The 21,924-nt window shown below is 53.1% G+C and carries 21 protein-coding genes; 5 read left to right on the top strand and 16 right to left on the bottom strand.

Annotation, left to right across the window (positions count from 1 at the left end; translation table 11 throughout):
* Nucleotides 1-84 precede the first annotated feature (84 nt).
* The gene (locus AC3WRW_RS07210) at nucleotides 85-672 is read left to right on the top strand and encodes a guanylate kinase (protein WP_492545663.1); all 588 of its coding nucleotides are present in this window, start codon (nucleotides 85-87) and stop codon (nucleotides 670-672) included.
* Between the two features lie 79 nt (nucleotides 673-751).
* Nucleotides 752-1,897, top strand: a complete 1,146-nt coding sequence (locus AC3WRW_RS07205; RefSeq protein ID WP_492545662.1) for a conserved virulence factor C family protein — start codon at nucleotides 752-754, stop codon at nucleotides 1,895-1,897.
* Nucleotides 1,898-2,002: 105 nt separating this feature from the next.
* Here the strand turns inward: AC3WRW_RS07205 and AC3WRW_RS07200 are convergent, their stop codons facing one another.
* From AC3WRW_RS07200 to AC3WRW_RS07190, 3 genes are all read right to left on the bottom strand, one after another.
* Nucleotides 2,003-3,250, bottom strand: coding sequence for a M48 family metallopeptidase (locus AC3WRW_RS07200; protein WP_492545661.1), 1,248 nt, complete (start codon nucleotides 3,248-3,250; stop codon nucleotides 2,003-2,005).
* The gene (locus AC3WRW_RS07195; RefSeq protein WP_492545660.1) at nucleotides 3,247-3,753 is read right to left on the bottom strand and encodes a hypothetical protein; all 507 of its coding nucleotides are present in this window, start codon (nucleotides 3,751-3,753) and stop codon (nucleotides 3,247-3,249) included. Before AC3WRW_RS07195 ends, AC3WRW_RS07200 begins: the two co-directional genes overlap by 4 nt.
* A 125-nt stretch (nucleotides 3,754-3,878) precedes the next feature.
* Nucleotides 3,879-4,106, bottom strand: coding sequence for a hypothetical protein (locus AC3WRW_RS07190; protein ID WP_492545659.1), 228 nt, complete (start codon nucleotides 4,104-4,106; stop codon nucleotides 3,879-3,881).
* Here AC3WRW_RS07190 and AC3WRW_RS07185 point away from each other — a divergent pair.
* Nucleotides 4,105-4,755 (top strand): C39 family peptidase, encoded by a 651-nt coding sequence (locus AC3WRW_RS07185; protein WP_492545658.1) that lies wholly within the window; start codon nucleotides 4,105-4,107, stop codon nucleotides 4,753-4,755. The two genes, AC3WRW_RS07190 and AC3WRW_RS07185, sit on opposite strands and share 2 nt — an antisense overlap.
* A gap of 80 nt (nucleotides 4,756-4,835) precedes the next feature.
* Here AC3WRW_RS07185 and infC read toward each other — a convergent pair whose 3' ends face one another.
* Complete coding sequence (gene infC, locus AC3WRW_RS07180; RefSeq protein ID WP_492545657.1) at nucleotides 4,836-5,321, bottom strand: translation initiation factor IF-3; 486 nt, start codon at nucleotides 5,319-5,321, stop codon at nucleotides 4,836-4,838.
* A gap of 83 nt (nucleotides 5,322-5,404) precedes the next feature.
* On the opposite strand from infC, the gene yxiS reads away from it, so the two are divergent.
* The gene (gene yxiS, locus AC3WRW_RS07175; RefSeq protein ID WP_492545656.1) at nucleotides 5,405-5,713 is read left to right on the top strand and encodes a protein YxiS; all 309 of its coding nucleotides are present in this window, start codon (nucleotides 5,405-5,407) and stop codon (nucleotides 5,711-5,713) included.
* On the opposite strand, the gene AC3WRW_RS07170 is transcribed toward yxiS, so the two are convergent.
* The 9 genes from AC3WRW_RS07170 to AC3WRW_RS07130 form a co-directional block, all read right to left on the bottom strand.
* A complete protein-coding gene (locus AC3WRW_RS07170) occupies nucleotides 5,710-6,720 on the bottom strand; it encodes an LLM class flavin-dependent oxidoreductase (RefSeq protein WP_492545655.1) in 1,011 nt (336 codons plus the stop codon). The genes yxiS and AC3WRW_RS07170 overlap by 4 nt on opposite strands.
* A gap of 197 nt (nucleotides 6,721-6,917) precedes the next feature.
* Nucleotides 6,918-7,610 carry a phosphatase PAP2 family protein gene (locus AC3WRW_RS07165; RefSeq protein WP_492545654.1) on the bottom strand — a complete coding sequence of 231 codons (693 nt, stop codon included), beginning with the start codon at nucleotides 7,608-7,610 and terminating at the stop codon, nucleotides 6,918-6,920.
* A 42-nt stretch (nucleotides 7,611-7,652) separates the two neighbouring features.
* Nucleotides 7,653-8,318: a TVP38/TMEM64 family protein gene (locus tag AC3WRW_RS07160; RefSeq protein WP_492545653.1), complete on the bottom strand. Its 666-nt coding sequence runs from the start codon at nucleotides 8,316-8,318 to the stop codon at nucleotides 7,653-7,655.
* Nucleotides 8,319-8,829: 511 nt separating this feature from the next.
* The gene (locus AC3WRW_RS07155; RefSeq protein ID WP_492545652.1) at nucleotides 8,830-9,990 is read right to left on the bottom strand and encodes a YecA family protein; all 1,161 of its coding nucleotides are present in this window, start codon (nucleotides 9,988-9,990) and stop codon (nucleotides 8,830-8,832) included.
* A gap of 255 nt (nucleotides 9,991-10,245) precedes the next feature.
* Complete coding sequence (gene hutG, locus AC3WRW_RS07150) at nucleotides 10,246-11,214, bottom strand: formimidoylglutamase (protein WP_492545651.1); 969 nt, start codon at nucleotides 11,212-11,214, stop codon at nucleotides 10,246-10,248.
* Entirely contained in the window at nucleotides 11,214-12,509 is a 1,296-nt protein-coding gene (gene hutI / locus AC3WRW_RS07145) for an imidazolonepropionase (RefSeq protein WP_492545650.1), read from the bottom strand. The genes hutG and hutI overlap by 1 nt, the downstream gene beginning before the upstream one ends.
* A 16-nt stretch (nucleotides 12,510-12,525) precedes the next feature.
* Nucleotides 12,526-14,199: a urocanate hydratase gene (gene hutU, locus AC3WRW_RS07140; protein ID WP_492545649.1), complete on the bottom strand. Its 1,674-nt coding sequence runs from the start codon at nucleotides 14,197-14,199 to the stop codon at nucleotides 12,526-12,528.
* A 45-nt stretch (nucleotides 14,200-14,244) separates the two neighbouring features.
* The gene (gene hutH, locus AC3WRW_RS07135) at nucleotides 14,245-15,816 is read right to left on the bottom strand and encodes a histidine ammonia-lyase (protein WP_492545731.1); all 1,572 of its coding nucleotides are present in this window, start codon (nucleotides 15,814-15,816) and stop codon (nucleotides 14,245-14,247) included.
* Nucleotides 15,817-16,106: 290 nt separating this feature from the next.
* Nucleotides 16,107-16,958 carry a sugar phosphate isomerase/epimerase family protein gene (locus AC3WRW_RS07130; protein WP_492545648.1) on the bottom strand — a complete coding sequence of 284 codons (852 nt, stop codon included), beginning with the start codon at nucleotides 16,956-16,958 and terminating at the stop codon, nucleotides 16,107-16,109.
* Between the two features lie 157 nt (nucleotides 16,959-17,115).
* Between AC3WRW_RS07130 and AC3WRW_RS07125 the strand changes: the two genes are divergently transcribed.
* Nucleotides 17,116-17,967 carry an AraC family transcriptional regulator gene (locus AC3WRW_RS07125; RefSeq protein ID WP_492545647.1) on the top strand — a complete coding sequence of 284 codons (852 nt, stop codon included), beginning with the start codon at nucleotides 17,116-17,118 and terminating at the stop codon, nucleotides 17,965-17,967.
* A gap of 155 nt (nucleotides 17,968-18,122) precedes the next feature.
* Here the strand turns inward: AC3WRW_RS07125 and AC3WRW_RS07120 are convergent, their stop codons facing one another.
* The 3 genes from AC3WRW_RS07120 to thiC form a co-directional block, all read right to left on the bottom strand.
* Complete coding sequence (locus tag AC3WRW_RS07120) at nucleotides 18,123-19,238, bottom strand: aminopeptidase (protein ID WP_492545646.1); 1,116 nt, start codon at nucleotides 19,236-19,238, stop codon at nucleotides 18,123-18,125.
* Between the two features lie 2 nt (nucleotides 19,239-19,240).
* The gene (locus AC3WRW_RS07115; RefSeq protein WP_492545645.1) at nucleotides 19,241-19,843 is read right to left on the bottom strand and encodes an ArsR/SmtB family transcription factor; all 603 of its coding nucleotides are present in this window, start codon (nucleotides 19,841-19,843) and stop codon (nucleotides 19,241-19,243) included.
* Nucleotides 19,844-20,131: 288 nt separating this feature from the next.
* A complete protein-coding gene (thiC, locus tag AC3WRW_RS07110) occupies nucleotides 20,132-21,916 on the bottom strand; it encodes a phosphomethylpyrimidine synthase ThiC (protein ID WP_492545644.1) in 1,785 nt (594 codons plus the stop codon).
* Nucleotides 21,917-21,924 lie beyond the last annotated feature (8 nt).

The following is a 21,924-nucleotide window of genomic DNA, read 5'->3' as shown; positions in this document are numbered from 1 at the left end:
TCCTACTTGGACAAAAATCGTTTCATACCGTTGCACGCACGTAGGATTTACCCCTCACTTTTTGCAAATAAGGAGGTATGTTCCATGTACGCATTAAAGGATAAGGAAATGATTTTTGTATTCACTGGTCCTCACGGAGCTGGTCGTAAGACAGTTGCTGAAATGTCTGGTTCTACGCTGGGCATGAAGCAGGTTATCTCTTACACCACCAGACCTCCTAGAGCAACCGAAGAAGACGGTCAAGATTATCACTTTATTTCCCCTGCTCAATTTGTTCAGGCGCAGGCAAACGGTGAATTCATGGAGGTTGGTACCGTCAATGATCACCTATACGGGATTAAAAGTGCCGATATTGAACGGATGTTCGAGCACAGCGGCAGCATTTATTTAATTTTGAACCGCTCCGGCGCCGAAACGCTCAAAAAGCTTTACGGTGACAACGTCGTGCTGGTCTTCATTTATGCTCAGCGGGATACGCTCGAAAAGCGGATGAGAGAGAGCGGCGACTCCGAGGAAATCATTCAGAAGTACCTCTCTTATTATGAAGAGGAATTGGCTTTCCGTGATCAATGCGATCATGTCTTTGAAAACGTGGATTTGGCACATACCGTGTTCGATCTCACCAAAACGCTTGATAAATATTTAAACCGCAACCTCGTTGATTTGGATTAAAATGAAATGCCTATACAGGCCTGGACGTTGTTACGTCCGGGTCTTTTCACGTAACAACCGACCGGAAGGAGTGTCCATTATGAAAATTGTATCGATCGAGCCTACCCCCTCTCCAAATTCCATGAAACTGAATATGGATGAATCCCTGCCGGCAGGCATGCGCCAAACATATACGAAGGAAAACAGCTCCGAGGCTTCAGACAGCATTCAGCAATTGCTCGCTGTCCAAGGTGTGATCAGCGTGTTTCACGCTGCCGATTTCATTGCCCTAGACCGCACTTCCAAGGGTGACTGGCAGTTCATCCTGGCCAAAGCCCGCGAGATTTTTGGCGAAGCGCTGGGCTCTGACAGCGGCGGCGGCGTGCCGTCCGTGCAGCCTCAGGCGGAAGCGGCTTTCGGAGAGGCACAAGTCCTCGTGCAGATGTTCCGCGGCATCCCGCTCCAGGTGAGGGTGCGCGCAGGCAGCGAAGAAGCGCGCGTAGCGATGCCGGAGCGCTTCACACAGGCCGCGGTCCGCGCAGGTACGGCTTCGCCGAACCTGATCAAGGAGCGGAAGCTCGAGGAGCTCGGCGTGCGCTACGGCGAGCTGAAGGACATCGCGGGCGAAGTCGTCCAGGAGCTGGACGCTTCTTACGACGACGCCCGCATCGAAAGCCTGGTCTCCAGCGCGATGCAGGAGACCCCGGTGTCGGCTTCGGAAGAGGCCGAAGCCGAAGATGCAGGCGCTGTGCTGGAGCAGCTGCGCCACAGCGATTGGAAGCAGCGCTACGCCGCGCTTCAGAAGATCCAGCCGTCGCTAACGACGCTGCCGCTTCTCGTCCATGCCCTGCAGGACGAGAACACGTCGATTCGGCGACTGGCCACGGTGTACCTCGGGGATATTAAAGAGCCCGAGGTACTGCCCTTCCTGTATCGCGCCCTTGAGGACGATACGCCTTCTGTGCGCCGGACGGCAGGCGATACGCTGTCCGACCTCGGCGATCCGGCCGCCATGCCGGCCATGGCGAAGGCGCTGAAGGACCGCAACAAGCTGGTCCGCTGGCGCGCGGCGCGCTTCCTGTACGAGGTCGGCGACAGCTCGGTTCTGCAGGACCTGCAGCAAGCGGCGGACGACCCTGAGTTCGAGGTCCGCATGCAGGTCAAAATCGCGCTGGAGCGCATCCAGGGCGGACATGCGGCCGAGGGCTCGGTCTGGCAGCAAATGACGCGCAGGAACGAGCAGTAAGCTTCCCCTCCTTCTGCAGCGAGAAAAGGACCGATCAGGCACAAATGTGCCCAATCGGTCCTTTTCGTTTGCGATCCTGAGGGATTCGCCGTTGCCGCGCATTTTTTAACGTTCAAACTGTTTAAAATACATAATCCGATCCATGATCGCCGGATGCGAACCGCGGAACCATTGCACCAGCTTCGGCTGTGTGACCGGGCTTAAATTTTCTTTGGCAATTTGCTGAAAAGCGCGGATCGCGGCGGCGCCGTCTCCGGTCATTTTCATCGCATACATATCCGCCCGATGCTCGATCACCCGGGAAAACGCATTTTGCGCGGGTGCGGAGACGAAGCTCATGAACGTAATAAGCAGCAGCAAAACGGGCAGGGCCGCTAAATCATTCTCTCCCCTAATGCCCCATTTGGAACCCCAGCGTTTCAAGAAATAGCGGTAAGCGTGAAAAGCCAGCCATAAACCAACAAAACTGAGCGCGACTCCATAGGCAATGCCGAGATAAATATGTTTCTCTACGTAATGTCCCATTTCATGCGCCATCACGGTCAAAATCTCATCGGGCTGCAGCTTTTTGAGCGTCGTATCCCACAACACGATACGAGCGTTGCCCCCGATTCCATTGACATAAGCATTAATCGCGTTGGTCCTCTCGGACATATTGACCTCATACACCTGCTTGGCAGGAATGTGCGATTGGGCAGCCAGTTGAAGAATTTGCGCCTTAAGCTCTTGATCCTGAAGCGGCTTGAAGTCATTATACAAGGGGTCAAGCACAACGGGTTGAATAAAGGTGACGAACAGAATCAGCGGAACGGACAGCAGCCAGAACCAGAACCACCACCGGTCAGGGCTCCATTTTAGCACCAGTCTGAATACCCAGACCATCACAATCGTCCCTACGGCATTAAGCAGAAAATCTTTCCCATGATCGCCCCAAAAGATAGCCAGCGTCTCCGTAGAAACCCCGTAGGCTTGGTCAACTTTAAACAAAAAATAATCCACCGGCAGGAACAGCACGTCCATCAGCAGGATAAATAGCAGCACAAAAACGACCATTTGCAGGAAGGAAGCCCGAAACAATTTTTCCGCCCAGCTTCGAATGGTGACCGCGCCGCCCAGGAGCAGCAGGATTAACCCGATTTGCAGCGGTGAACTTAGGAAATAAGCTAAAGACCGGATGCGGGACAAAGATTCAGCTTTGTTGATTTCCTGTACGGTCATGAACGTGTGCGGGTCTGCGCTTGTGCCGACCAAGTTATTCGGGATCGCGAATAGATCTCCTTTTAACAAATACACAATCATAATGAGGGCATATACGCCAAAAGCTGCGCCAAGCCCAACATAAAGACGCTTCATTTCATCCCTCCGCCGCCAACTTCATAGAGATTAATCAATAACCAATCCGGTGTGAAATCCCTGGACAACAGCCATACTTGCGTGAACCGTCCGCTGGGCGGAACCAGCTTATGCTTGAAGCTGAGAACATCCGACATCCCGAACAACAGCGATACATTGCGTATAAGCAGCATACAAGGATAATCATGGGAATAATCTTGAAACTTCTTTTCCTTGCTGACAATCCGGTCATTAATGACCTTAATAAATGTGTCCAGCACTTCTGCCCCGGGCTTCGTAAGCTCGGATCGCGACATCATCAGCCTGGCTTCCTCCATATCATAAAACAAATGCGTCACTTCAAGTCCAATCCGCCATCCGCCCGCATCCTCCAGAAGCGCATCCGGCTTCTCCTGCTGGCGAACCATCTGCAGCGCAACTCCGTTATTTACATTGTATAACTCCAGAAAAATATCGATGGCTGCTTGCTCTAACGCCTTTTTCTCATCTTCGTGCTTATTCATAAACGTCCCTCAAGTCCGTGAATCGGGTATTTGATATCATTTTACCCTATTGTATGAGCTTATGCCTCCCCTGGTCATAAAATGGCGCCAAAGCAGCGCTTCTAAAGGCTGTCCGCTTTCCTAGACTATGCAGCACGGTCGCTTTTATATGTCTCTGCCGCTTCATATTGCTTTTCCGGGTTCTCCATGTTGTAATAAAAAGATCGATCAGGATCGGAAGTGATTTCGCTGAAAAAAATATTGTGCCTCCTCTTGGCATTAGGAATCGTCCTATGTCTGGCATTGGCCAAGCCCACTGCGCCTGCGGTCGAACAGGCTGTTTCCACTTCGACTATCCCCGCCGCTCCGCTCATGGAGCCGCGCCTGGATGCGCCCGATCTACAGCCTTCCGCTGATGCCTCTCCCCCTGCGGAGCACCATTATCAAGTGGAGGATGCCGCTGCCCTTTCACAGCTGCCGGAGCTGCCCAACGGGTGCGAGGCCGTAGCGGCCACGATGCTGCTGAATTGGGCGGGGCTGCCTGTCACGAAGGAGGAAGTTGCCGACGCGCTCCCCAGAGGCGAGATGCCTGCCGAGAATGAAGATGGAGCTTTCGTTGGCGGCAATCCGGAGGATGTATTTGTCGGGAATCCTTACGACGCGGGATATGGCATTTATCATAAGCCCGTCTTTGTCACACTGAACAGCTTGCTGCCGGGCCGCCTCAAAGATATTACCGGCACTTCCTTCGAAAATTTGCTAAGCGTGATTGCGGCCGGCAAACCGGCCATGATATGGGCTACCGAGCATATGGATACGCCTTTTCTGGATCTGGAATGGCAGGATGATGAGGACCGGCTCGTGGAGTGGTATCAGCCTGAGCATGCCTTACTTTTAACCGGTTGGGACGACGATTACGCGTATATGAACGATCCCATGACCGGACAGCAGGAAGCCTATGCATTAAGCGATTTCAAATATGTTTGGGAGCAGATGGGCTCGCAAGCCATAACCGTGAATTAGGGGGATGCCGCTCCCTCATGGGCGAAAAAAAGCATGAACGTCCTCTCCCCTCTAGAAGCGGAGTGGCGTTCATGCTTTTCTTATAACGGATCCAACTGGACGGAAGCCTGCTTTCCGCTAAGTTGAATGCCGGACTGTTTACGTCCATGGGCGCTTAGATCCTTCATTAAGGATTCGAGCAAAGCTTTGGCCTGTACGCCTTCCTTGCCTGAAATCTTGACAACCAACTGCACGGCATCCCCGCCTTGCAGCATCCGCTCGGCCTGTTGGCGCTTCGTCTCCAGGTCATGATCCTCGATGTGCGGCGTTAGGCGCAGCTCCTTGATTTTTGGCGCTTGCTCGCGTTTGCGGGCCTGCTGTTTTTCCTGCAGCGCTTCCTGCTTCGCCTGACCCGCTCCGATCAGCTTGCATGGCGGCGGACTGCTCATGAGCGAGGTACAAACCAAATCGACCTTCAACTGCTTCGCCAGCTCCAGCGCTTCCTTCGTTGGGACTACCCCCAGGTCCTCCCCGTGAATGCCGGTAAGATGAACCTCGGAGGCTTTGATTTTCTCATTCTTAATCATTGTGAACGCACCCGATCTTTCGCTATAATGAACCCATCCGTCCTATAAAGCGGAATAGGCAGTTTAAGGAGATGTTACCCCGTATGAATAAAAAACAATTAGAAGAACAGATGATCGAAAACTATAAACGCGAAGAGCATATGATGATTCTCGTTTTTGCCCAGTGGTGCATTAATCATGATCTGGACCCGTCTGCGCTCTATCATGCCGCTTACCCGGACCAGCCTAATAATGCCGCTCTCCAGCAAGCCCTCGATTTAACGGTTTCCAAAGAGGAGGCCGGCGAGGTTGCAGATGGCACCGTTTTAGGCGTGCTGTCTCTCTTCGGCAACGAGGAGCTTGCTTTCATCGTGACACAGGAAATCGATAAAAGGAACAAACGAAATCGTTAAGCGAGCCTGAACGCGTCCGCTAACAGTTCAATGGTCCGCAGCCTCGTCTCAGGCAGATAACCGCCGGCAACCACCATGACTTCATCGACTTGGTAGCTGTCAGCCAGATTCAACATCTGCTCCCTGACTTGCCCCGGATCGCCGACAATCATCCGGGACCGATTATCTCTGACCCGGGTGTAGTCCCAATCCGAGTAACTATACCGAGCCGCTTCTGCGGGCGATTTCACTCCGGTGAATTCGCCCTTTTCCATTTGCAGAATGCGCAAATCGATGGAAGCGGCCTGCTCTTCCGCCTCTGCCTGCGTATCGGCGCAGAGCACATAAATGCAAACCGTCGCCTGCGGCACGACATTGAGCGCGGACGGCCGGAACGAGCTGCGGTAGCTGCGCACCGCATGCTGTCCGCCCGCTCCGTTAATGAAGTGCGCGAAGCAGAACGCTGCGCCTGCTTGCGAGGCGTACACCCCGCTCTGCCCGGTGGAGCCGAGCAGCCACACCTGGGGCACTCCAGCCACCAAGGGGGTGGCGCGGATGCCCTCGAACACATGCCCGGATTCCACCGAATCGGTAAGGAACCTGAGCAGATCCGTGACTTGCGCCGGGAACCGCTCCAGTCCTTCGAACAGATCCGCGCCGACGCCTCGCAGCGCTTTTGCCGTATGCGGCGTGCCTCCGGGCGCACGCCCGATGCCCAGGTCGATGCGTCCCGGATAGAGCGCTTCGAGCATGCGGAAATTTTCAGCGACTTTGTAGGCGCTGTAATGCGGCAGCAGCACGCCTCCGGAGCCGAGTCTAATGCGGCTTGTGCGCGCCGCCAGCGTCGACAGCAGCACCTCCGGCGAGGAGCCAGCGAGGCCCAGCGAGTTATGATGCTCCGACACCCAGAATCTCGTGTAGCCGAGACGATCCGCCAACTGCGCCATCCGAATGGTCTGCTGCAGCGCTTCGCTATGCGTAAAACCGGTAGAAACCGGTGACTGATCAAGAATACTTAATTTCAGCATAGTCATCCCTTCCTTCTGAGTCATCTGCCGATGATTTTGATTATACAACGTCCTGGAAGCAAAAGAAAAAGGACGAACCCCTGGAAGGCGTTGTCCCCGATTATAACCATGTCTTTAGTGAGCCTCTTACTTACTAAAAGTGTATGACTTTGGCAAAACTTTATGCCTTCCTTTTTGGGAATGACACCAAACTTAAGTCACCCTGAGATGTTGCGGTTAGGCTGACTTGGCCGTTGTATGCTCGTTTTCCGGTGCCTGATGCGCCCAATCGCCGCCACGCATCCGATGAGTCCGGCGCCGCCTGCAGCAAAGCCGGCCAGCACATCGCTCGGATAATGAACGCCTAAATAAATACGGCTTAGACCAATGCACAAAATGAGCACAGCCGCAATAACCGGTATCAACCAAGCCGTCTTCCATTTGTTGCGTACATTGAGCCACAATAAATAACCGACTAGTCCGTAAAATACAATCGACACCATCGCATGTCCGCTGGGAAAGCTGAAGCCTGTTTCTTCAATCAGCCACGGTCCCGCAGGACGATCACGCTCGAACACGCCTTTTAGCACGTTGTTCAACCCCCATGCCGTTAAAACTCCCAACAGCAGCACAAGCGTCTCCCATTTCTGCTTAAACCTCACTAACAAGACCGCAGCAACCACAACGAAGATTATGCTCTCCGCTTTTGCTTTTCCGAGCAAAGTAATCCCTATCACAACAGGCGTTAGTCCATCGCTTCGAAGTGACTGGACAGCGCTGCCGATTCCTTCATCAAATGCTTGCAGCCAACCGCTCGTTAAGCTCTGCGACAAGAAGACAAAACCTATTAACAGCACGCACGCCGCCCCGAAGCTCCAGCTTACATTTTGATACAATCGTTTCCCCTGCATGACTCGATTCTCCTCCAACGTTCAACTAGTTTCCCATTTTGTTCAAACTCTGTCTCGGTCCCTTACAGCTTGTCTTCGTTTAAAGAACAGCGGAATTAATGCAAAAAGGATATACATCCCGACAGCCCCATAAAACTTCCCCGATCCAATGTCATGCAGCGATGCGCCAAACACGTTATAAACGACAGCGCCCGGAATAATACCGATCAGCGTTCCCCACGTATAGTCCCAAAAACGGATTTTGGACAGCCCTGCCCCGTAGCTCACACCATCAAAAGGAAAGAACGGCATCAGTCGCATGTACAAAACGACCATAAACCCTTTCTCCTCCGCCTTTTGATCGAAGGATTGCAGCTTCTTATTGCGTAAAATTCGCTGAAAGCCGCTTCTGCCCCATTTTCGCGTTATATAGAAAGACAGCAGCGCCCCTGCGCCAGCCCCGATGATATCGTAAACCGTTCCCCAGAAGGCGCCAAACACATAGCCGCCATACAGCGTCAACGGCGTCGCCGGAAACAAAACCAACGGGCGCAGCGTGTAAACGATAATGTACAAAAGCCCGCCAAGCGGACCTAGCTGACGAAGCCATTCCGTCACCCGGCTTAAATCCAATTCAGCCCATACACCGGTCCATTGCAGAACGAGCAAGCCGGCAGCAGCGGCCAGAAACCAGCCAAGCAATAACCAAAGCGACTTTGAACGCGCCATGGGTTTTCTCCTTTCCGGCAAATCTCATCTGCTTTCCATCTTACAAAACCATAGAGGCAATATCAACAATTTGGCAATTTTGCCTATTAAGCGTCTATGGATTGGGGGAGTGAAGAGGGCCATGAGGGTCGTGAGCACAACGGGAAAGTGAAAGAGGACGATGGAGGCGGGAGGGGGAACTACAGGTGGTCGTTATTTGAGCAAAATGGGACCATTTCATTCTTTTGTGGGAACTACAGGGCGTTATTTCCCCGGAAAAGCTAAATTTTAGCTAATATTGCAATATAGCAGACCGTAGTTCTCATCGATTGACGGAAGCAGCTATTTTACAGCAAATAGGGGATCATAGTTCCCCATCGGAACAAGCAAAAAACCGCCAAGCCTATTGGACTTGACGGTTCAACCGCTCATTCAAGCGATCATGCTTAATGGTTACGCCGATCATGCAGAGCTGCAGCACCCAGCGCCGTTCTTTCCTACGCCTGAGCCCACTCAACGCTCCTATTCACTATTAGCCTGCACAACATTTCTTAAACTTCTTACCGCTTCCGCACGGGCAAGGATCGTTTCTGCCAACCTTCTCCCGCGACTTCATGTCGATGACATCCGCATTAGCCTGCTGTTGCAGAACTGCCGTAGGCTTGCTGCCAGCGGAAAGCTCGTTCGGCGAGTAGCCCTTGAGGAACCACTGCCGTGTGCCGTTGCTAAGTGCCGCAATGCAGCCCATAAAGCCTCGCGTCAGCTCCAAATCGTGGATCTCCAAATGCTGCTGAATAAATTGCAGCACAAAGCTCGGCATAGCTCCGTTGCGGATATAAATGACGCATTCCGTAACAAGCGCATCGGCATTCTCGAACGAAATCGAATAATTTCTGCGAATGAAATCCACAAAAGCTTTGTGCATCGGGGTCCGGTCGATAAAGCCCGGCTCTCCGGCCTCGAGAAGCTGATTTTTGGTAAAAGGATACAGCGAGATACTTAATCTGGACTCTTGCTCCTGTTGAACTTGCTTAGGATTGCTGAGCAATCCGTTATGATATCCTTTGGAATCCGGAACGATCTGCATATAGAACAAAATCGCTTCATCTAATACACCAAGATACTCATGCTTATCCCCTAGCGTTCCCGCATAGCGCTCTACCAGATTGAGCAATTCTTCATCGCTCAGATGACCGTAATAGTAAAGCAGACCATGTGTCAATTTAATCCATTCCGCATTTTGTTTGAAGCTTTCCCGATAATCGCTGTAATTCAGCCGTTGAAAACTTTCAAGCACTTCCTGCGGCATCGCGAGGGCAGGCTTTCCATTGTGCAAACCTGCAAACAACAGACCTCTGGTTGTAAAATAGGAAAGCTGCAAGTCGTCCATCATCGTATAGGAAACGCCGCCACGAACGGCAATTTGCTTCATTACTTGGTAACGAGTCTCATCGAGTTTATACAATAAACCAGGCAGCGCATCCGGGATATGCTGCACCAAGGCAAGGGCAAGATCCTGCTTCTTAAGCGAGCTTACGCCTTTAATTTCCAAGTTCGTCCGAATTTCCGTTAATTCGCCTTTCGATAGTCGAACAAGACGGTCAGCGAGTGAAAGCGGCACTGTCATGTCGGGCCATAATGCCCCCTCTGTATTAGCCTCACTCTGTTTTTTCGCGCTCTGGCGCTTGTCCATTTCCTTCATCCTTTCCGCAAAGAAAAACATCTCATCTTAAATTCACATCCTTCTATTGTACAATTTCTCAAGCGTTTAAGATAGAGTTTTCCACAACTTTCCATAAACGTTAACAATTTAGCCATGCAAGTAAGCGACTTCGTCGTCCTTTTGGACGAGCGCGTTTGTTAAGGCAGATGCGAAGCAAAAGTATAAAACTTATACTTTCTTAGCTGCAGAAAAGGCGCCTGCCGTCTGCCGGCAAGCGCCTGTTTCTTATTCGGAACGACCGGCCACTCCCGCCAAAAAGCTGAGCATGAACTGCACCGCAAGACGGGACGTCACATTGCGCACATCGACGGTCGGATCGATGCAGACAAAGTCCAGCCCCTGCACCTGCGGCAGCGTTCCTAGACGATGAAGTGCATCCATGGCGTCCCACGGGTGCATCCCGCCGGTGCCGATCGCCGGACAGCCCGGTGCATAAGCTTGATCGATCACGTCCACATCGAAGCTTACATACAGCACATCCGTATCTTTCCCGGCTAGCGCTAGCGCCTCATCAAGCACGGCGTCAATGCCCATGCGCCTTACATCCCGCGAGGTGTATACGTGTACGCCTTTGCTCTTCACATAGTCATAATACGGCTTGGAGTTCATAAACCCCCGTATGCCAATTTGCACGATGTCGGGACCGCGAACGACGCCCGATTCCAAAATGCCGCGAAACGGCGTACCGTTCGTCGCTCCGCCGTCCTCGAAATTACGCACATCATGATGCGCGTCAAAATGGATAATGCCCACCTTCCGGCCCGGATGACGGTCTGCAAAAGCTTTGAGCGACGGACAGCTCGTCGAATGATCGCCGCCAATAATGATCGGGATCAAGTTCGGCTGCTCTTTATACAGGGCGCGAAGACTCTCCTCGATGCGGCGGTGGCACTCGGCGATGTCGGTCACATGCATTTGGATATCGCCGAGGTCGCGGACGGCCAAATGCTGCAAATCGACCCCATACTCCATCGAGTAGGTCGTGAACGATTTGAACGCTGCGCGAACCGCCGCAGGCGTCGTCGAAGCGCCGGAATGCGAAATCGACGACTTTGACAATGGGACGCCGACGATCCCGGCAAGCAGCGCTTCCCGACCGTCCCACTGGCGTATCCAGTGGGACACTTTCGTTTCCATATGATCGCGGAATACGGCCTGATCAGGCGATTTTAGATAAGGAATCTCATGGCTCATCATGCCTCCTCCTCCTTGCCCGTCACGAGATTGCGGTTCCACACGGCTGTACGCCCGTTCTTGATCACGCCATACGTGTGATTAATCCCAAAATGATACGGCAGGTACGCAACATTCGGCGCATCGAAAATCGTCAGATCCGCGCGCTTTCCGACCTCGATCGATCCGATGTCGTCCCCGCGCCCCAGCGCATTCGCCGCGTTGATCGTGCAGGCGGTCAAGATTTCCTCCGGCGTCATTTTCAAGTTGAGCGACGCCAGCATCATGATGAGCTGAATCGACTCGGTTGGACAGGAGCCCGGATTATAGTCCGTGGACAGAGCCACCGGCAGATTGTACTTGTCGATCATGTCGCGGGCCCGCGCATGCGTGGAGAGGCCAAGATTGAACGACGTGCCGGGCAGCAGCACCGGAACGACGCCCCGCTCGGCAAGCGCAGCCAAGCCTTCGTCCGTCGCCGCCAGCAAATGCTCGGCGGATATCGCCCCCACCTCGCCCGCCAGCTCCGCGCCGCCCAGCGGGACAATCTCGTCGGCGTGAATCTTCGACGCCAGCCCTTGCCGCTGCGCGGCAAGCAGAATGCGGCGCGTCTGCGCGACAGAGAAAACGCCGGCCTCGCAGAACACGTCGCAAAACTCCGCCAGACCTTGTTCCGCCACTACAGGCAGCATATCATTCACAATAACGTCTACGAACTCCTCGGTTCGCCCCTTAAACTCCGGCGGTACCGCATGCGCTCCCATAAACGTCGAAACGATATCGACGGGATGCGTCTCATCTAAGCGCCTGGCAACCCGCAGCTGTTTTAATTCATCTTTTAAAGCAAGGCCATATCCGCTCTTCGCTTCAACCGTTGTGACTCCGTTCAGCAGCATCTCGTTCAAACTGCGGCGCGCCTTGTCGTACAGCTCCTGCTCACTCGCCGCTCGTGTAAACTTCACCGTGTTGAGAATGCCCCCGCCTTGCGCCAAAATGTCCAAATAGGGTACGCCGGACCGCTTCAAAGCCAGCTCGTGCTCACGGGACCCGCCATGCACAAGATGGGTATGGGGATCGATAAGCCCCGGTGTGACCAAGCGTCCGCAGGCGTCGATCGTTTCCGCGATTTCAACTCCTGCAAGCATTTCCCGAACCTCCTGCACCGGTCCATAGCAGGCAATTTCCCCCTGCCGAATCGCTATCGCCGCATCCTTAATCTCACGGACTTCTTTCATGGCGTGCCCGCAGCGCGGCCTATTTCCCGGTGGGGAAACTAGTAGGCCAATACCCGTAAGGAGCAGATCAACTCGTTCCATCCTCGCTCCTCCTCCCCTATTCCTGGTCGCGCATCGGGATGCGGATGCCGTGTTTCTCCGCCGTTTCAACGGCTTCGTCGTAGCCCGCATCCACATGGCGGATAACGCCCATGCCCGGATCCGAGGTCAGCACACTGCGCAATCTTTCAGCTGCTGCCTCCGTACCGTCTGCTACCACGACCATGCCTGCATGCAGCGAATAGCCCATGCCTACACCGCCGCCGTGATGGACGGAAACCCAAGAAGCGCCTGCCGACGTGTTGATCAAAGCGTTCAAAATCGCCCAATCGCCAACGGCATCCGAGCCGTCCTTCATCGCTTCCGTCTCCCGGTTCGGCGACGCTACGGAACCGCAATCGAGATGATCGCGGCCGATAACGATCGGCGCTTTCAATTCGCCGCTGCGGACCATCTCGTTGAGCGCAAGGCCGAATTTCTCGCGCTCGCCATAGCCGAGCCAGCAAATGCGCGCCGGCAGCCCTTGGAAGGCGACGCGCTCGCCCGCCATTTTGATCCAACGGTGCAAATGGGCATTATCCGGGAAGAGGCGCAGCACGAGCTCGTCGGTTTTGCGAATATCTTCGGAATCGCCCGAAAGCGCGGCCCAGCGGAACGGCCCTTTGCCTTCGCAAAACAGCGGGCGAATATAAGCAGGAACGAAGCCCGGGAAGTCAAAGGCGTTGGAGACCCCTTGATCGAATGCAACCTGACGAATGTTGTTGCCGTAGTCGAAAACGACGGATCCCATCTGCTGCAGGTCGAGCATCGCTTGCACATGCGCAGCCATGCTGCTTTTGGAAAGCTGCACGTACGCATCAGGGTTGCGCTCCCGCAGCTCGGCAGCTTCCTCCAGCGTCATGCCGGTCGGGATATAACCGATAAGCGGATCATGCGCCGAAGTCTGATCCGTGACAAAATCCGGCTTTATGCCGCGCCGCACAAATTCCGGGTACACCTCCGCCGCGTTCCCCAGAAGTCCGATGGCGAGCGGCTTCCCAGCTTCCATCGCTTGCTCGGCTAGCAGCAGCGCTTCATCCAACGTTTCCGCGAGCACATCGCAATAACGGGTTTGAATGCGGCGCTCGATGCGCGTCCTGTCGACCTCAACGGCGATGACCACGCCTTCATTCATCGTGACCGCAAGCGGCTGTGCGCCGCCCATGCCGCCCAGACCTGCGGTTAGCGTCAACGTGCCTTTGAGCGTGCCGCCTGCATGCTGTCTGGCCGCTTCTGAGAACGTCTCGTAGGTCCCCTGCAGAATGCCCTGCGTCCCGATGTAAATCCAGCTGCCCGCCGTCATTTGGCCGTACATCATCAACCCCTTCGCCTCCAGCTCGCGGAAATGCTCCCAATTCGCCCACTTCGGCACGAGTACCGAGTTTGAAAGCAGCACACGCGGCGCGCGCTCGTGCGTTTTGAAAACGCCGACCGGCTTGCCGGATTGGATGAGCAGCGTCTCGTCGTTGTCCAAGCGCTGGAGCTCGCGCACAATAGCGTCAAACGCAGGCCAGCTTCGCGCCGCCTTGCCGATGCCCCCGTAAACGACCAGATCCTCCGGACGCTCTGCGACCTCGGGATCAAGGTTGTTCATCAGCATGCGCATCGCCGCTTCCTGCACCCAACCTTTGCAGGATATTGCGGTACCGCGAGGGGCGCGGATTTCTCTTTTCACGTGGTTAGCATTCGTCATATCAGCATCTCCTTCGATTTGAAGTTGGCCATCGGTCAATAATAACTAAAACAACGAACCGGCAACATCCTCAACCGCCTGCAGCCACTGGCCTTCCAGCAGAGCGGAAGCTACGTCCTCAATCTCGCGCGATGTGGAGCGATCCTGGACAACGGGCGGAACGACAGCCCGCAATTTGTCATACAGCACGCGGGTCGCCGGCGCAAGACCTTCGGCTCCAACGAACTCGGCAGCTTCGGCCGCACAGATGAGCTCGATGGCCAGAACTTTTGCCACATTATCGATCACCTGAGCCGCATGACGGGCTGCCGTAGTCCCCATCGACACATGGTCCTCCTGATTCGCCGAAGACGGAATGGAATCTACGCTCGACGGGTGGGAAAGCACTTTATTCTCCGATACCAGCGATGCGCTGACGTACTGCGTAATCATCATGCCGGAGCCAACGCCAGGATTATGGCTCAGGAAGGCAGGAAGCCCGCCGGATAACGCCGGATTCACCAGCCGCTCCGTGCGGCGCTCGGATATATTCGCGAGTTCGCTCATACCGATTTTCAGAAAATCCATCGCAAAAGCCATCGGCTGCCCATGGAAATTACCGCCGGAAATCACAAGCCCCTTATCCACGAATAACAGCGGATTATCTGTCGCTGAATTAATCTCTATGGCAATCTTATCCGCCGCATAACCAAGAACTTGGCGCGTCGCACCATGAACCTGCGGCAAGCAGCGCAGGGAATAAGCATCCTGCACGCGGAGCTCGCCCTGACGCGTGGTTAGCTTGCTGCCCTGCAGCAGCGTGCGCAGGTTGCCCGCTACCCCGATCTGCTCCGGATAAGGGCGCACGCGCTGCACCTCATCGGCATAAGCTTCCGGGATGCCGCGCAAGCACTCCACAGTCATCGCCGCGATGACGTCGGCGATCCGTGCAAGACGCTCCGCTTTGACGAACGTCAGCGTACCGATCGAGGTCATAATCTGCGTGCCGTTGATTAAGGCCAGCCCTTCTTTGGCTTGAAGCGTAATCGGCTTCAGCCCTGCTTGGACAAGCGCTATTGCGCCCGGCAGGCGCTGCCCTTGGTAGAAGGCCTCGCCCTCGCCCATCAGCACGAGCGCCAAATGAGACAGCGGCGCCAAGTCTCCGCTAGCGCCAAGCGAGCCCTGCTCCGGCACAACCGGATGTACGCCGCGATTGATGCAGTCGATCAGCAGCTGCAGCGTTTCCAGCCGGATGCCGGAGTACCCCTTGGCCAGCGCATTCGCTCGCAAAAGCATCAGCGCCCGCACCGTTGTCTCCGGCAGCGGTTTGCCCACCGCGCAGGCATGGCTGCGAATCAGATTGAGCTGCAGCTGTACAGCGTCCTGCGGGGAAATATGCACATCGCTGAATTTCCCGAAACCTGTCGTGACGCCATAAACGACTTGGCCTGTCGCGACCAGTTCCTCCACCATGGCGCGGCATTTCACCACGCGCTTCACAGCTTCATCCTCCAGCACCACCTGCATACCATCGCAGGCAACCGCCGCTACCAAAGCGGGCGTTAATTGCTCGCCATCTAATTTCACCGGCGTCATATCTCCACCGCCATCCTGTTGTTGCTTTTCTTTATACACCATTGCCATGTCTATTCAGACTCCTTTCTCGCTTTAACAAAAGAAAGGGACCGTACGGAAGATGTTCTCTTCCATACGGTCCCTTTTTAAAAAAGAGGGTTCTATGCGATTGTCCGGTATCATGCTCCAGCCGATGCCTCATCGCGATCACTCACTTTTTAGATTGTTGTGTTATACCTTCTCTAATTGTCACACGTTTGTTCCCAAGCTGTCAATATGGCTTATTGCCCATTTGCCTCAATACGCCAAAAAAGCCCCACCCGCCAAAGCGACTGAGACTTCATTCTGATAACTTACGCCAACCATTCTTTTACTTTGGAAGCAAAATTGTTCAGCATCTCTTGAGAACCGTATTGACCGCTGAAATCTTCGATGCCGAGATAGCCGTCGTAACCGACCGCTTTCAAATCTGCAAGCAGATGCTTCCAGTTCACGATACCTTCGTCGATCGGTGACCACTCGCTTTTCCAAAGCTTAATGCCGTCTTGCGTTTCGCCTGTCGGTACCCATTGCGCATTTTTCACGTGCACGTGAGCAAGGTAAGGCCCTAACAGTTCAAGACCCATGCGGTAGTTCTCGAAGCCTTCGTGAACCATGTTGCCGGCATCATGCAGCACGCCGATATGGTCTGGATTGAATGGAGACACTAGGCGATGAACCAGCCCCGCGCTCGGTGCAATCGTATTATGGTGAATTTCAGCCAAAGCTTTGATACCGTACTGCTGGGAAAACTCTTGCACATGGTGCAAATAGTCCGTAGCTTTTGCAAACAAATCGTTATAGTTTACGCTTTTGTCATAGTTCGGTACGCCGATGCGGATGAAGGAAGCTCCAACTTTTTTGGCCGCTTTAAAAACATGTTCTGTCTCTTCAACATTGCAGTTGTTTAGATAAGGAGTAACACTTAAGTTCACTAAGTTGTTGTTAACGGCTACCAGACGGAAACGCTCCAATTCTTCATCAGACGCGCTCGGATCAATGGAGCAAAGGTTGTTTCTCCAGAAAGACGGCTTCTCGTTTACCGCGTCAGCCGGCGTGTCTTTAAAACGCCATTCAATTCCTTCAATGCCGGCTGCAGCCGCCGCTTTGGCCAATTCCTCAGGTGTCAAGTCCGGTGTTGCAACAGTAAAAATAGACAATTTCATATTGAATCCTCCTTCGAGTATCGATCATTATCGTAAAGCCAAATAGCTTGTTTATTTATCTCTTCTTTATTTTGCAGTATAATAAAAACGTATTCATTGCATTAATTGGGCAAAAGTTTGCTAATATTGACTCCAGTTTAATAGAGGAGAACCTCGCATGCAGGATCTATACCAAAATCTTCATCATATGATCAATTTTCGGCATACCGTGACGAATGAGCCGCGTCCGATGGATTTTCATCAGCATCAGGATCAATATGAGATCTATTTTTTCCTCACCGGTGACGTACACTATTTCATTGAAAAACAAGTCTATCATTTGCAGTATGGCGATCTGTTGATCATGCACAGCAACGAGCTTCACCGGCCAAATTTTCAATCCAAAAAACAGCGCTATGAAAACTGCGTGATCCACTTTAATCCGGCGCTGCTGGACAATTTCAATTCTTCGCAGTTTGACTTGCTGCACTGTTTCAATAACCGCAAGTTCGGCGAACAAAACCGGATGCGGCTGAATCCGCAGCAAATTGACGATATTATGAAAATATACGAGCGCATGGAGCTGTATACGCGGCCTCAGGCGCTGCCTGGATCCGATATTTTGTTCATGGCCGCTTTTACCGAGCTGCTGGTTTTTATTAACCGGATATTCCTTAAGCAGGACAAACAGGAAGAACAGGTCATGATCCCTGATAAACTGTCCTCCCTCTTTACGTATATTGACGAAAATCTGGATCAGGATTTGTCGCTTGAAGTGTTGGAGCATGTAGTTTTCATGAATCGCTCCTATCTTTGCCGATTATTCAAAAAACATACGGGCAGCACCATTCACGAGCATATTTTATTTAAGCGCATTAACAAAGCGAAGCAGCTCCTTCGCGATGGTTCTACCGTCACGGATACGTGCCAGCAGGCCGGCTTCAACGACTACTCCAACTTCATCCGCACCTTCAAAAAAGCGGTCGGCCTCCCCCCTCGCCAATACCAGGCGCAGCAGCGGCGGGTTTGACCGCCGGGCACACGGACAATTCGCGCGACACAGCTGCCTTAACGCTGATAAACGGGCTTAAAGCAGCTGACCTGCTCGCGGGCTAAGTTAACCAGCAAAAAAAAGCCCCCCATCGCCTGCAATCATGCAGGATCTAGAGGAGCTCTACTCACCGATTATTTCAAATTCTCAGGGTTCAATTGCAGCAGCTCAGGCAGAACGAAAATACCGTCCTTCCGAATCAGCACATCGTCAAACCAAATTTCGCCGCCGCCGTATTCCGGACGTTGGATGTTCACGATATCCCAATGCAGCGAGGACTTGTTGCCGTTATAGGCATCGTCGTAGCAGTTGCCTGGCGTGAAGTGGAAGCTGCCGTCGATCTTCTCATCGAACAGCGTATCTTTCATCGGATGCTGAATGTATGGATTCACGCCGATAGCGAATTCCCCCACATAGCGGGCGCCTTCGTCCATATCGAAAATCTCATTGATGCGATCCGTATCGTTAGCCGTCGCTTTAATGATTTTCCCGTTTTCAAACTCGAGCACGATATTTTCAAAAATAAAGCCGTCGTGAGGCGTAGGTGTGTTGAAGGAAATAACGCCGTTCACCGAATCGCGAACCGGTGCGGAGTAAACCTCGCCATCCGGAATGTTAAGCTCGCCGTCGCATTTCACGCCGCCGATGCCTTTGATCGAGAACGTCAAATCCGTTCCAGGACCGACCAAACGAACTTTGTCCGTGCGATCCATCAATTCTTTCAAAGCATCCATCGCTTTGGACATTTTGCCGTAATCCATCGTACAAACGTTGAAGTAAAACTCTTCGAAAGCGTCTGTGCTCATGCTGGCCAGCTGTGCCATGGAAGATGTCGGGTACCGCAGAACGACCCATCTAGTATCCTTGATACGAACATCAAAATGCACTTGTTGATAATAAATCGAATTATAGAGCTTCATCCGGTCCGCCGGAATGTCCGACAGCTCGTAGATGTTAGCTCCGCCGCGCACACCTATGTAGCCTTGCATTTTTTTCATTTGGAAAGCGTCAACGTCCGCCCATGTTTGCATCTGAGCTTCCGTTCCTTCCATCACGAGCTGACGGATCACCGCATGATCGCGCAGGTTGACGAAAGGATGCGCGCCTGCTGCGTGAACTTTTTTCACAAGTTCCTTAACAAGAGCGTTATCGATGCCATAAGCTTCGATCAAAATATTTTCTCCAGGCTGCGCTTTCACCGAGTAATTCACAAGCACATCCGCCAATTTAGTTATTCTTGGGTCTAGCATCCTTATCGCTCCTCTTCTTCATCCACCGCAAATGACGGTTCGTTGATTTGAAACCCGACCGTGGTTAAATAAAACCATTCCCCGTTCTCCTCTTGCTGACCATCCAGTTCAAAGATCAACGCACGGAATTTCGAGAGCCACTCCGCAAATTTCTCCTTGCTCATCTTCACTTCCAGCTGAGTGGACATCCGATGCCATTGCGCACGATCCGAAGAAGGAATTTGAAAAGCTTCCTCCGGTGCGGCAATCGCCCGAAGCCTCGCGCGGGCAAGCACATTGAGCGTCGTTTCACGGTAGTAGTTCTCTACTTCGGAAACATAGGGGAGAAGCGCTTCGCTAGGCACAAAGCCACGCGCGACGGCACGGTAAAATTTTTGCACGATACCGTTCTTGAGCTCTGTTCGCACGACCGAAATCAAGCCATGCTTTTCCAGCTCATTCAAATGATAATGTACCTTCGCGCGCGCCATTCCTAACAGTTTGGCCAATTGTTGGCCCGTGTACGCTTTTTCGATAAGATAAAGCAGCACCTTCGCGCGCAGAGGATCGCTTATCGTTTTCAATTGTTCCAACTCTTCAATAATATAAACCGGTTGCAGCTTCATCTGGACTCGACCTCCCTCTAATGTACCAATTTTGCCGTGTAAACAAGCATCTTTTGGTCAACTCTTAATCCCTCGCGAGATTAATTAAACGACGGTCAAATCTTTTTAACCGTATCATAATGCGAAAAGGAAATCATGTCAATTGCGGTTTGGGCAATGTTCATGGATTCTCCTCCTCACTCACTTAGTTCAACGCATTAACGAATTACCGAAGTTAAGCTTTATTCTCTATGGTAGCAAAAAGGGACGTTTCTGTCACCAAGAAAGGTGGAAAACGTCCCGTAATTTTTAACTATAAATGTGACTCCCCGCCTCACGGAACTCCCGGGACTTCGCTTCCATTCCGGTGCTTACCGCAGCCTCTTCATCGAGCCCCTGCGCATGCGCATACTGCCGGATATCCTGCGTGATCCGCATGGAGCAAAACTTCGGTCCGCACATGGAGCAAAAGTGCGCTGTTTTCGCGCCTTCGGCCGGCAGTGTCTCGTCATGATACTCGACCGCGCGTTCCGGATCGAGCGAAAGATTGAACTGGTCGCGCCAGCGGAACTCAAAGCGCGCCTTCGACAGCGCGTTGTCGCGAATTTGCGCGCCCGGATGCCCTTTTGCGAGATCGGCGGCATGCGCAGCGATCTTGTACGTGACGACCCCGACGCGGACGTCCTCCTTGTTCGGGAGGCCGAGATGCTCCTTCGGCGTCACGTAGCACAGCATCGCCGTGCCGAACCAACCGATCATCGCCGCCCCGATGGCGGACGTGATATGGTCGTAGCCCGGCGCAATGTCCGTCGTCAGCGGTCCCAGCGTGTAAAACGGCGCTTCGTCGCACACTTCCAGCTGACGGTCCATGTTTTCCTTGATCATGTGCATCGGCACATGACCCGGCCCTTCGATCATCACTTGGACATCGTGTTTCCAAGCGATTTTGGTCAGTTCGCCAAGCGTCTCCAATTCGGCGAATTGCGCTTCGTCGTTCGCATCGGCGATCGAGCCGGGGCGCAGTCCGTCGCCGAGAGAGAAGGCGACGTCGTAGGTTTTCATAATTTCGCATATCTCTTCAAAATGCGTATATAGGAAGTTCTCTTGGTGATGCGCCAGGCACCATGCCGCCATAATCGATCCGCCGCGAGACACGATGCCTGTCACGCGCTTAGCCGTCATGGGAATGTAGCGCAAAAGCACACCCGCATGAATGGTGAAGTAGCTGACGCCTTGCTCCGCTTGCTCAATCAGTGTGTCCCGGTACACTTCCCAGGAGAGGTCCTCGGCTTTGCCGTTCACTTTTTCAAGCGCCTGATACAAAGGAACCGTGCCAACCGGAACCGGCGAGTTGCGAATGATCCACTCGCGTGTCGTATGTATGTTTTTGCCCGTCGATAAATCCATGATCGTATCTGCGCCCCAACGCGTGGCCCACGTCATTTTTTCCACCTCTTCCTCAATGGAAGAAGCAACGGCGGAATTGCCGATGTTGGCATTGATTTTCACCAGGAAGTTGCGTCCGATGATCATTGGCTCGCTTTCCGGATGATTAATATTAGAAGGAATAATCGCCCGGCCCAGCGCGACTTCGCTGCGCACAAATTCCGCATCCAGATTTTCGCGAATCGCAATATATTCCATCTCGGGTGTCACGATGCCTTTGCGGGCGTAGTGCATTTGCGTGACGTTGCAGCCTTTTTGGGCTCGCAGCGGTCTCCGGTTCAGACCTGGAAATACTTCCGCTGCCCCTCTCGCATCCGACGAGGAGAGTCCGTTATCCTCCGGCTTTACTTCGCGTCCGTTATAAGCCTCAACGTCTCCGCGCTCCTCAATCCATGCCAAACGATTGGCCGGCAGACCTTGGCGGATATTCGTCTGCAGCTCCGTATCGGTATAAATCCCGCTCGTATCATATACATGAACAGGTTCATTCGCAACTTCGTCACCATGAATATTCGTGGAGGTCCCGAGCGATATTTCCCTCACAGGCACCCTGATATCCGGTCTGGACCCTTGTACGTACACCTTTTTGCTCCCTGGAAACGTAGAAACTTGAACGTCTTTCACTGGACTGCCGTTATTGCTTGTCATCTGATTTC

Source organism: Paenibacillus sp. FW126-R14 (genome assembly GCF_058789495.1).
Note: the sequence above shows the minus strand (reverse complement) of the source record. Positions and strands in the feature narration are given on the sequence as shown.

Bases quoted from the DNA above. Each gene is read 5' to 3' on its own strand.
- AC3WRW_RS07210 (WP_492545663.1), top strand. From the start codon at position 85: ATGTACGCATTAAAGGATAAGGAAATGATTTTTGTATTCACTGGTCCT.
- AC3WRW_RS07205 (WP_492545662.1), top strand. From the start codon at position 752: ATGAAAATTGTATCGATCGAGCCTACCCCCTCTCCAAATTCCATGAAA.
- AC3WRW_RS07200 (WP_492545661.1), bottom strand. From the start codon at position 3,250: ATGAAGCGTCTTTATGTTGGGCTTGGCGCAGCTTTTGGCGTATATGCC.
- AC3WRW_RS07195 (WP_492545660.1), bottom strand. From the start codon at position 3,753: ATGAATAAGCACGAAGATGAGAAAAAGGCGTTAGAGCAAGCAGCCATC.
- AC3WRW_RS07185 (WP_492545658.1), top strand. From the start codon at position 4,105: ATGGAGCCGCGCCTGGATGCGCCCGATCTACAGCCTTCCGCTGATGCC.
- AC3WRW_RS07190 (WP_492545659.1), bottom strand. From the start codon at position 4,106: ATGAGCGGAGCGGCGGGGATAGTCGAAGTGGAAACAGCCTGTTCGACC.
- infC (WP_492545657.1), bottom strand. From the start codon at position 5,321: ATGATTAAGAATGAGAAAATCAAAGCCTCCGAGGTTCATCTTACCGGC.
- yxiS (WP_492545656.1), top strand. From the start codon at position 5,405: ATGAATAAAAAACAATTAGAAGAACAGATGATCGAAAACTATAAACGC.
- AC3WRW_RS07170 (WP_492545655.1), bottom strand. From the start codon at position 6,720: ATGCTGAAATTAAGTATTCTTGATCAGTCACCGGTTTCTACCGGTTTT.
- AC3WRW_RS07165 (WP_492545654.1), bottom strand. From the start codon at position 7,610: ATGCAGGGGAAACGATTGTATCAAAATGTAAGCTGGAGCTTCGGGGCG.
- AC3WRW_RS07160 (WP_492545653.1), bottom strand. From the start codon at position 8,318: ATGGCGCGTTCAAAGTCGCTTTGGTTATTGCTTGGCTGGTTTCTGGCC.
- AC3WRW_RS07155 (WP_492545652.1), bottom strand. From the start codon at position 9,990: ATGGACAAGCGCCAGAGCGCGAAAAAACAGAGTGAGGCTAATACAGAG.
- hutG (WP_492545651.1), bottom strand. From the start codon at position 11,214: ATGAGCCATGAGATTCCTTATCTAAAATCGCCTGATCAGGCCGTATTC.
- hutI (WP_492545650.1), bottom strand. From the start codon at position 12,509: ATGGAACGAGTTGATCTGCTCCTTACGGGTATTGGCCTACTAGTTTCC.
- hutU (WP_492545649.1), bottom strand. From the start codon at position 14,199: ATGACGAATGCTAACCACGTGAAAAGAGAAATCCGCGCCCCTCGCGGT.
- hutH (WP_492545731.1), bottom strand. From the start codon at position 15,816: ATGGTGTATAAAGAAAAGCAACAACAGGATGGCGGTGGAGATATGACG.
- AC3WRW_RS07130 (WP_492545648.1), bottom strand. From the start codon at position 16,958: ATGAAATTGTCTATTTTTACTGTTGCAACACCGGACTTGACACCTGAG.
- AC3WRW_RS07125 (WP_492545647.1), top strand. From the start codon at position 17,116: ATGCAGGATCTATACCAAAATCTTCATCATATGATCAATTTTCGGCAT.
- AC3WRW_RS07120 (WP_492545646.1), bottom strand. From the start codon at position 19,238: ATGCTAGACCCAAGAATAACTAAATTGGCGGATGTGCTTGTGAATTAC.
- AC3WRW_RS07115 (WP_492545645.1), bottom strand. From the start codon at position 19,843: ATGAAGCTGCAACCGGTTTATATTATTGAAGAGTTGGAACAATTGAAA.
- thiC (WP_492545644.1), bottom strand. From the start codon at position 21,916: ATGACAAGCAATAACGGCAGTCCAGTGAAAGACGTTCAAGTTTCTACG.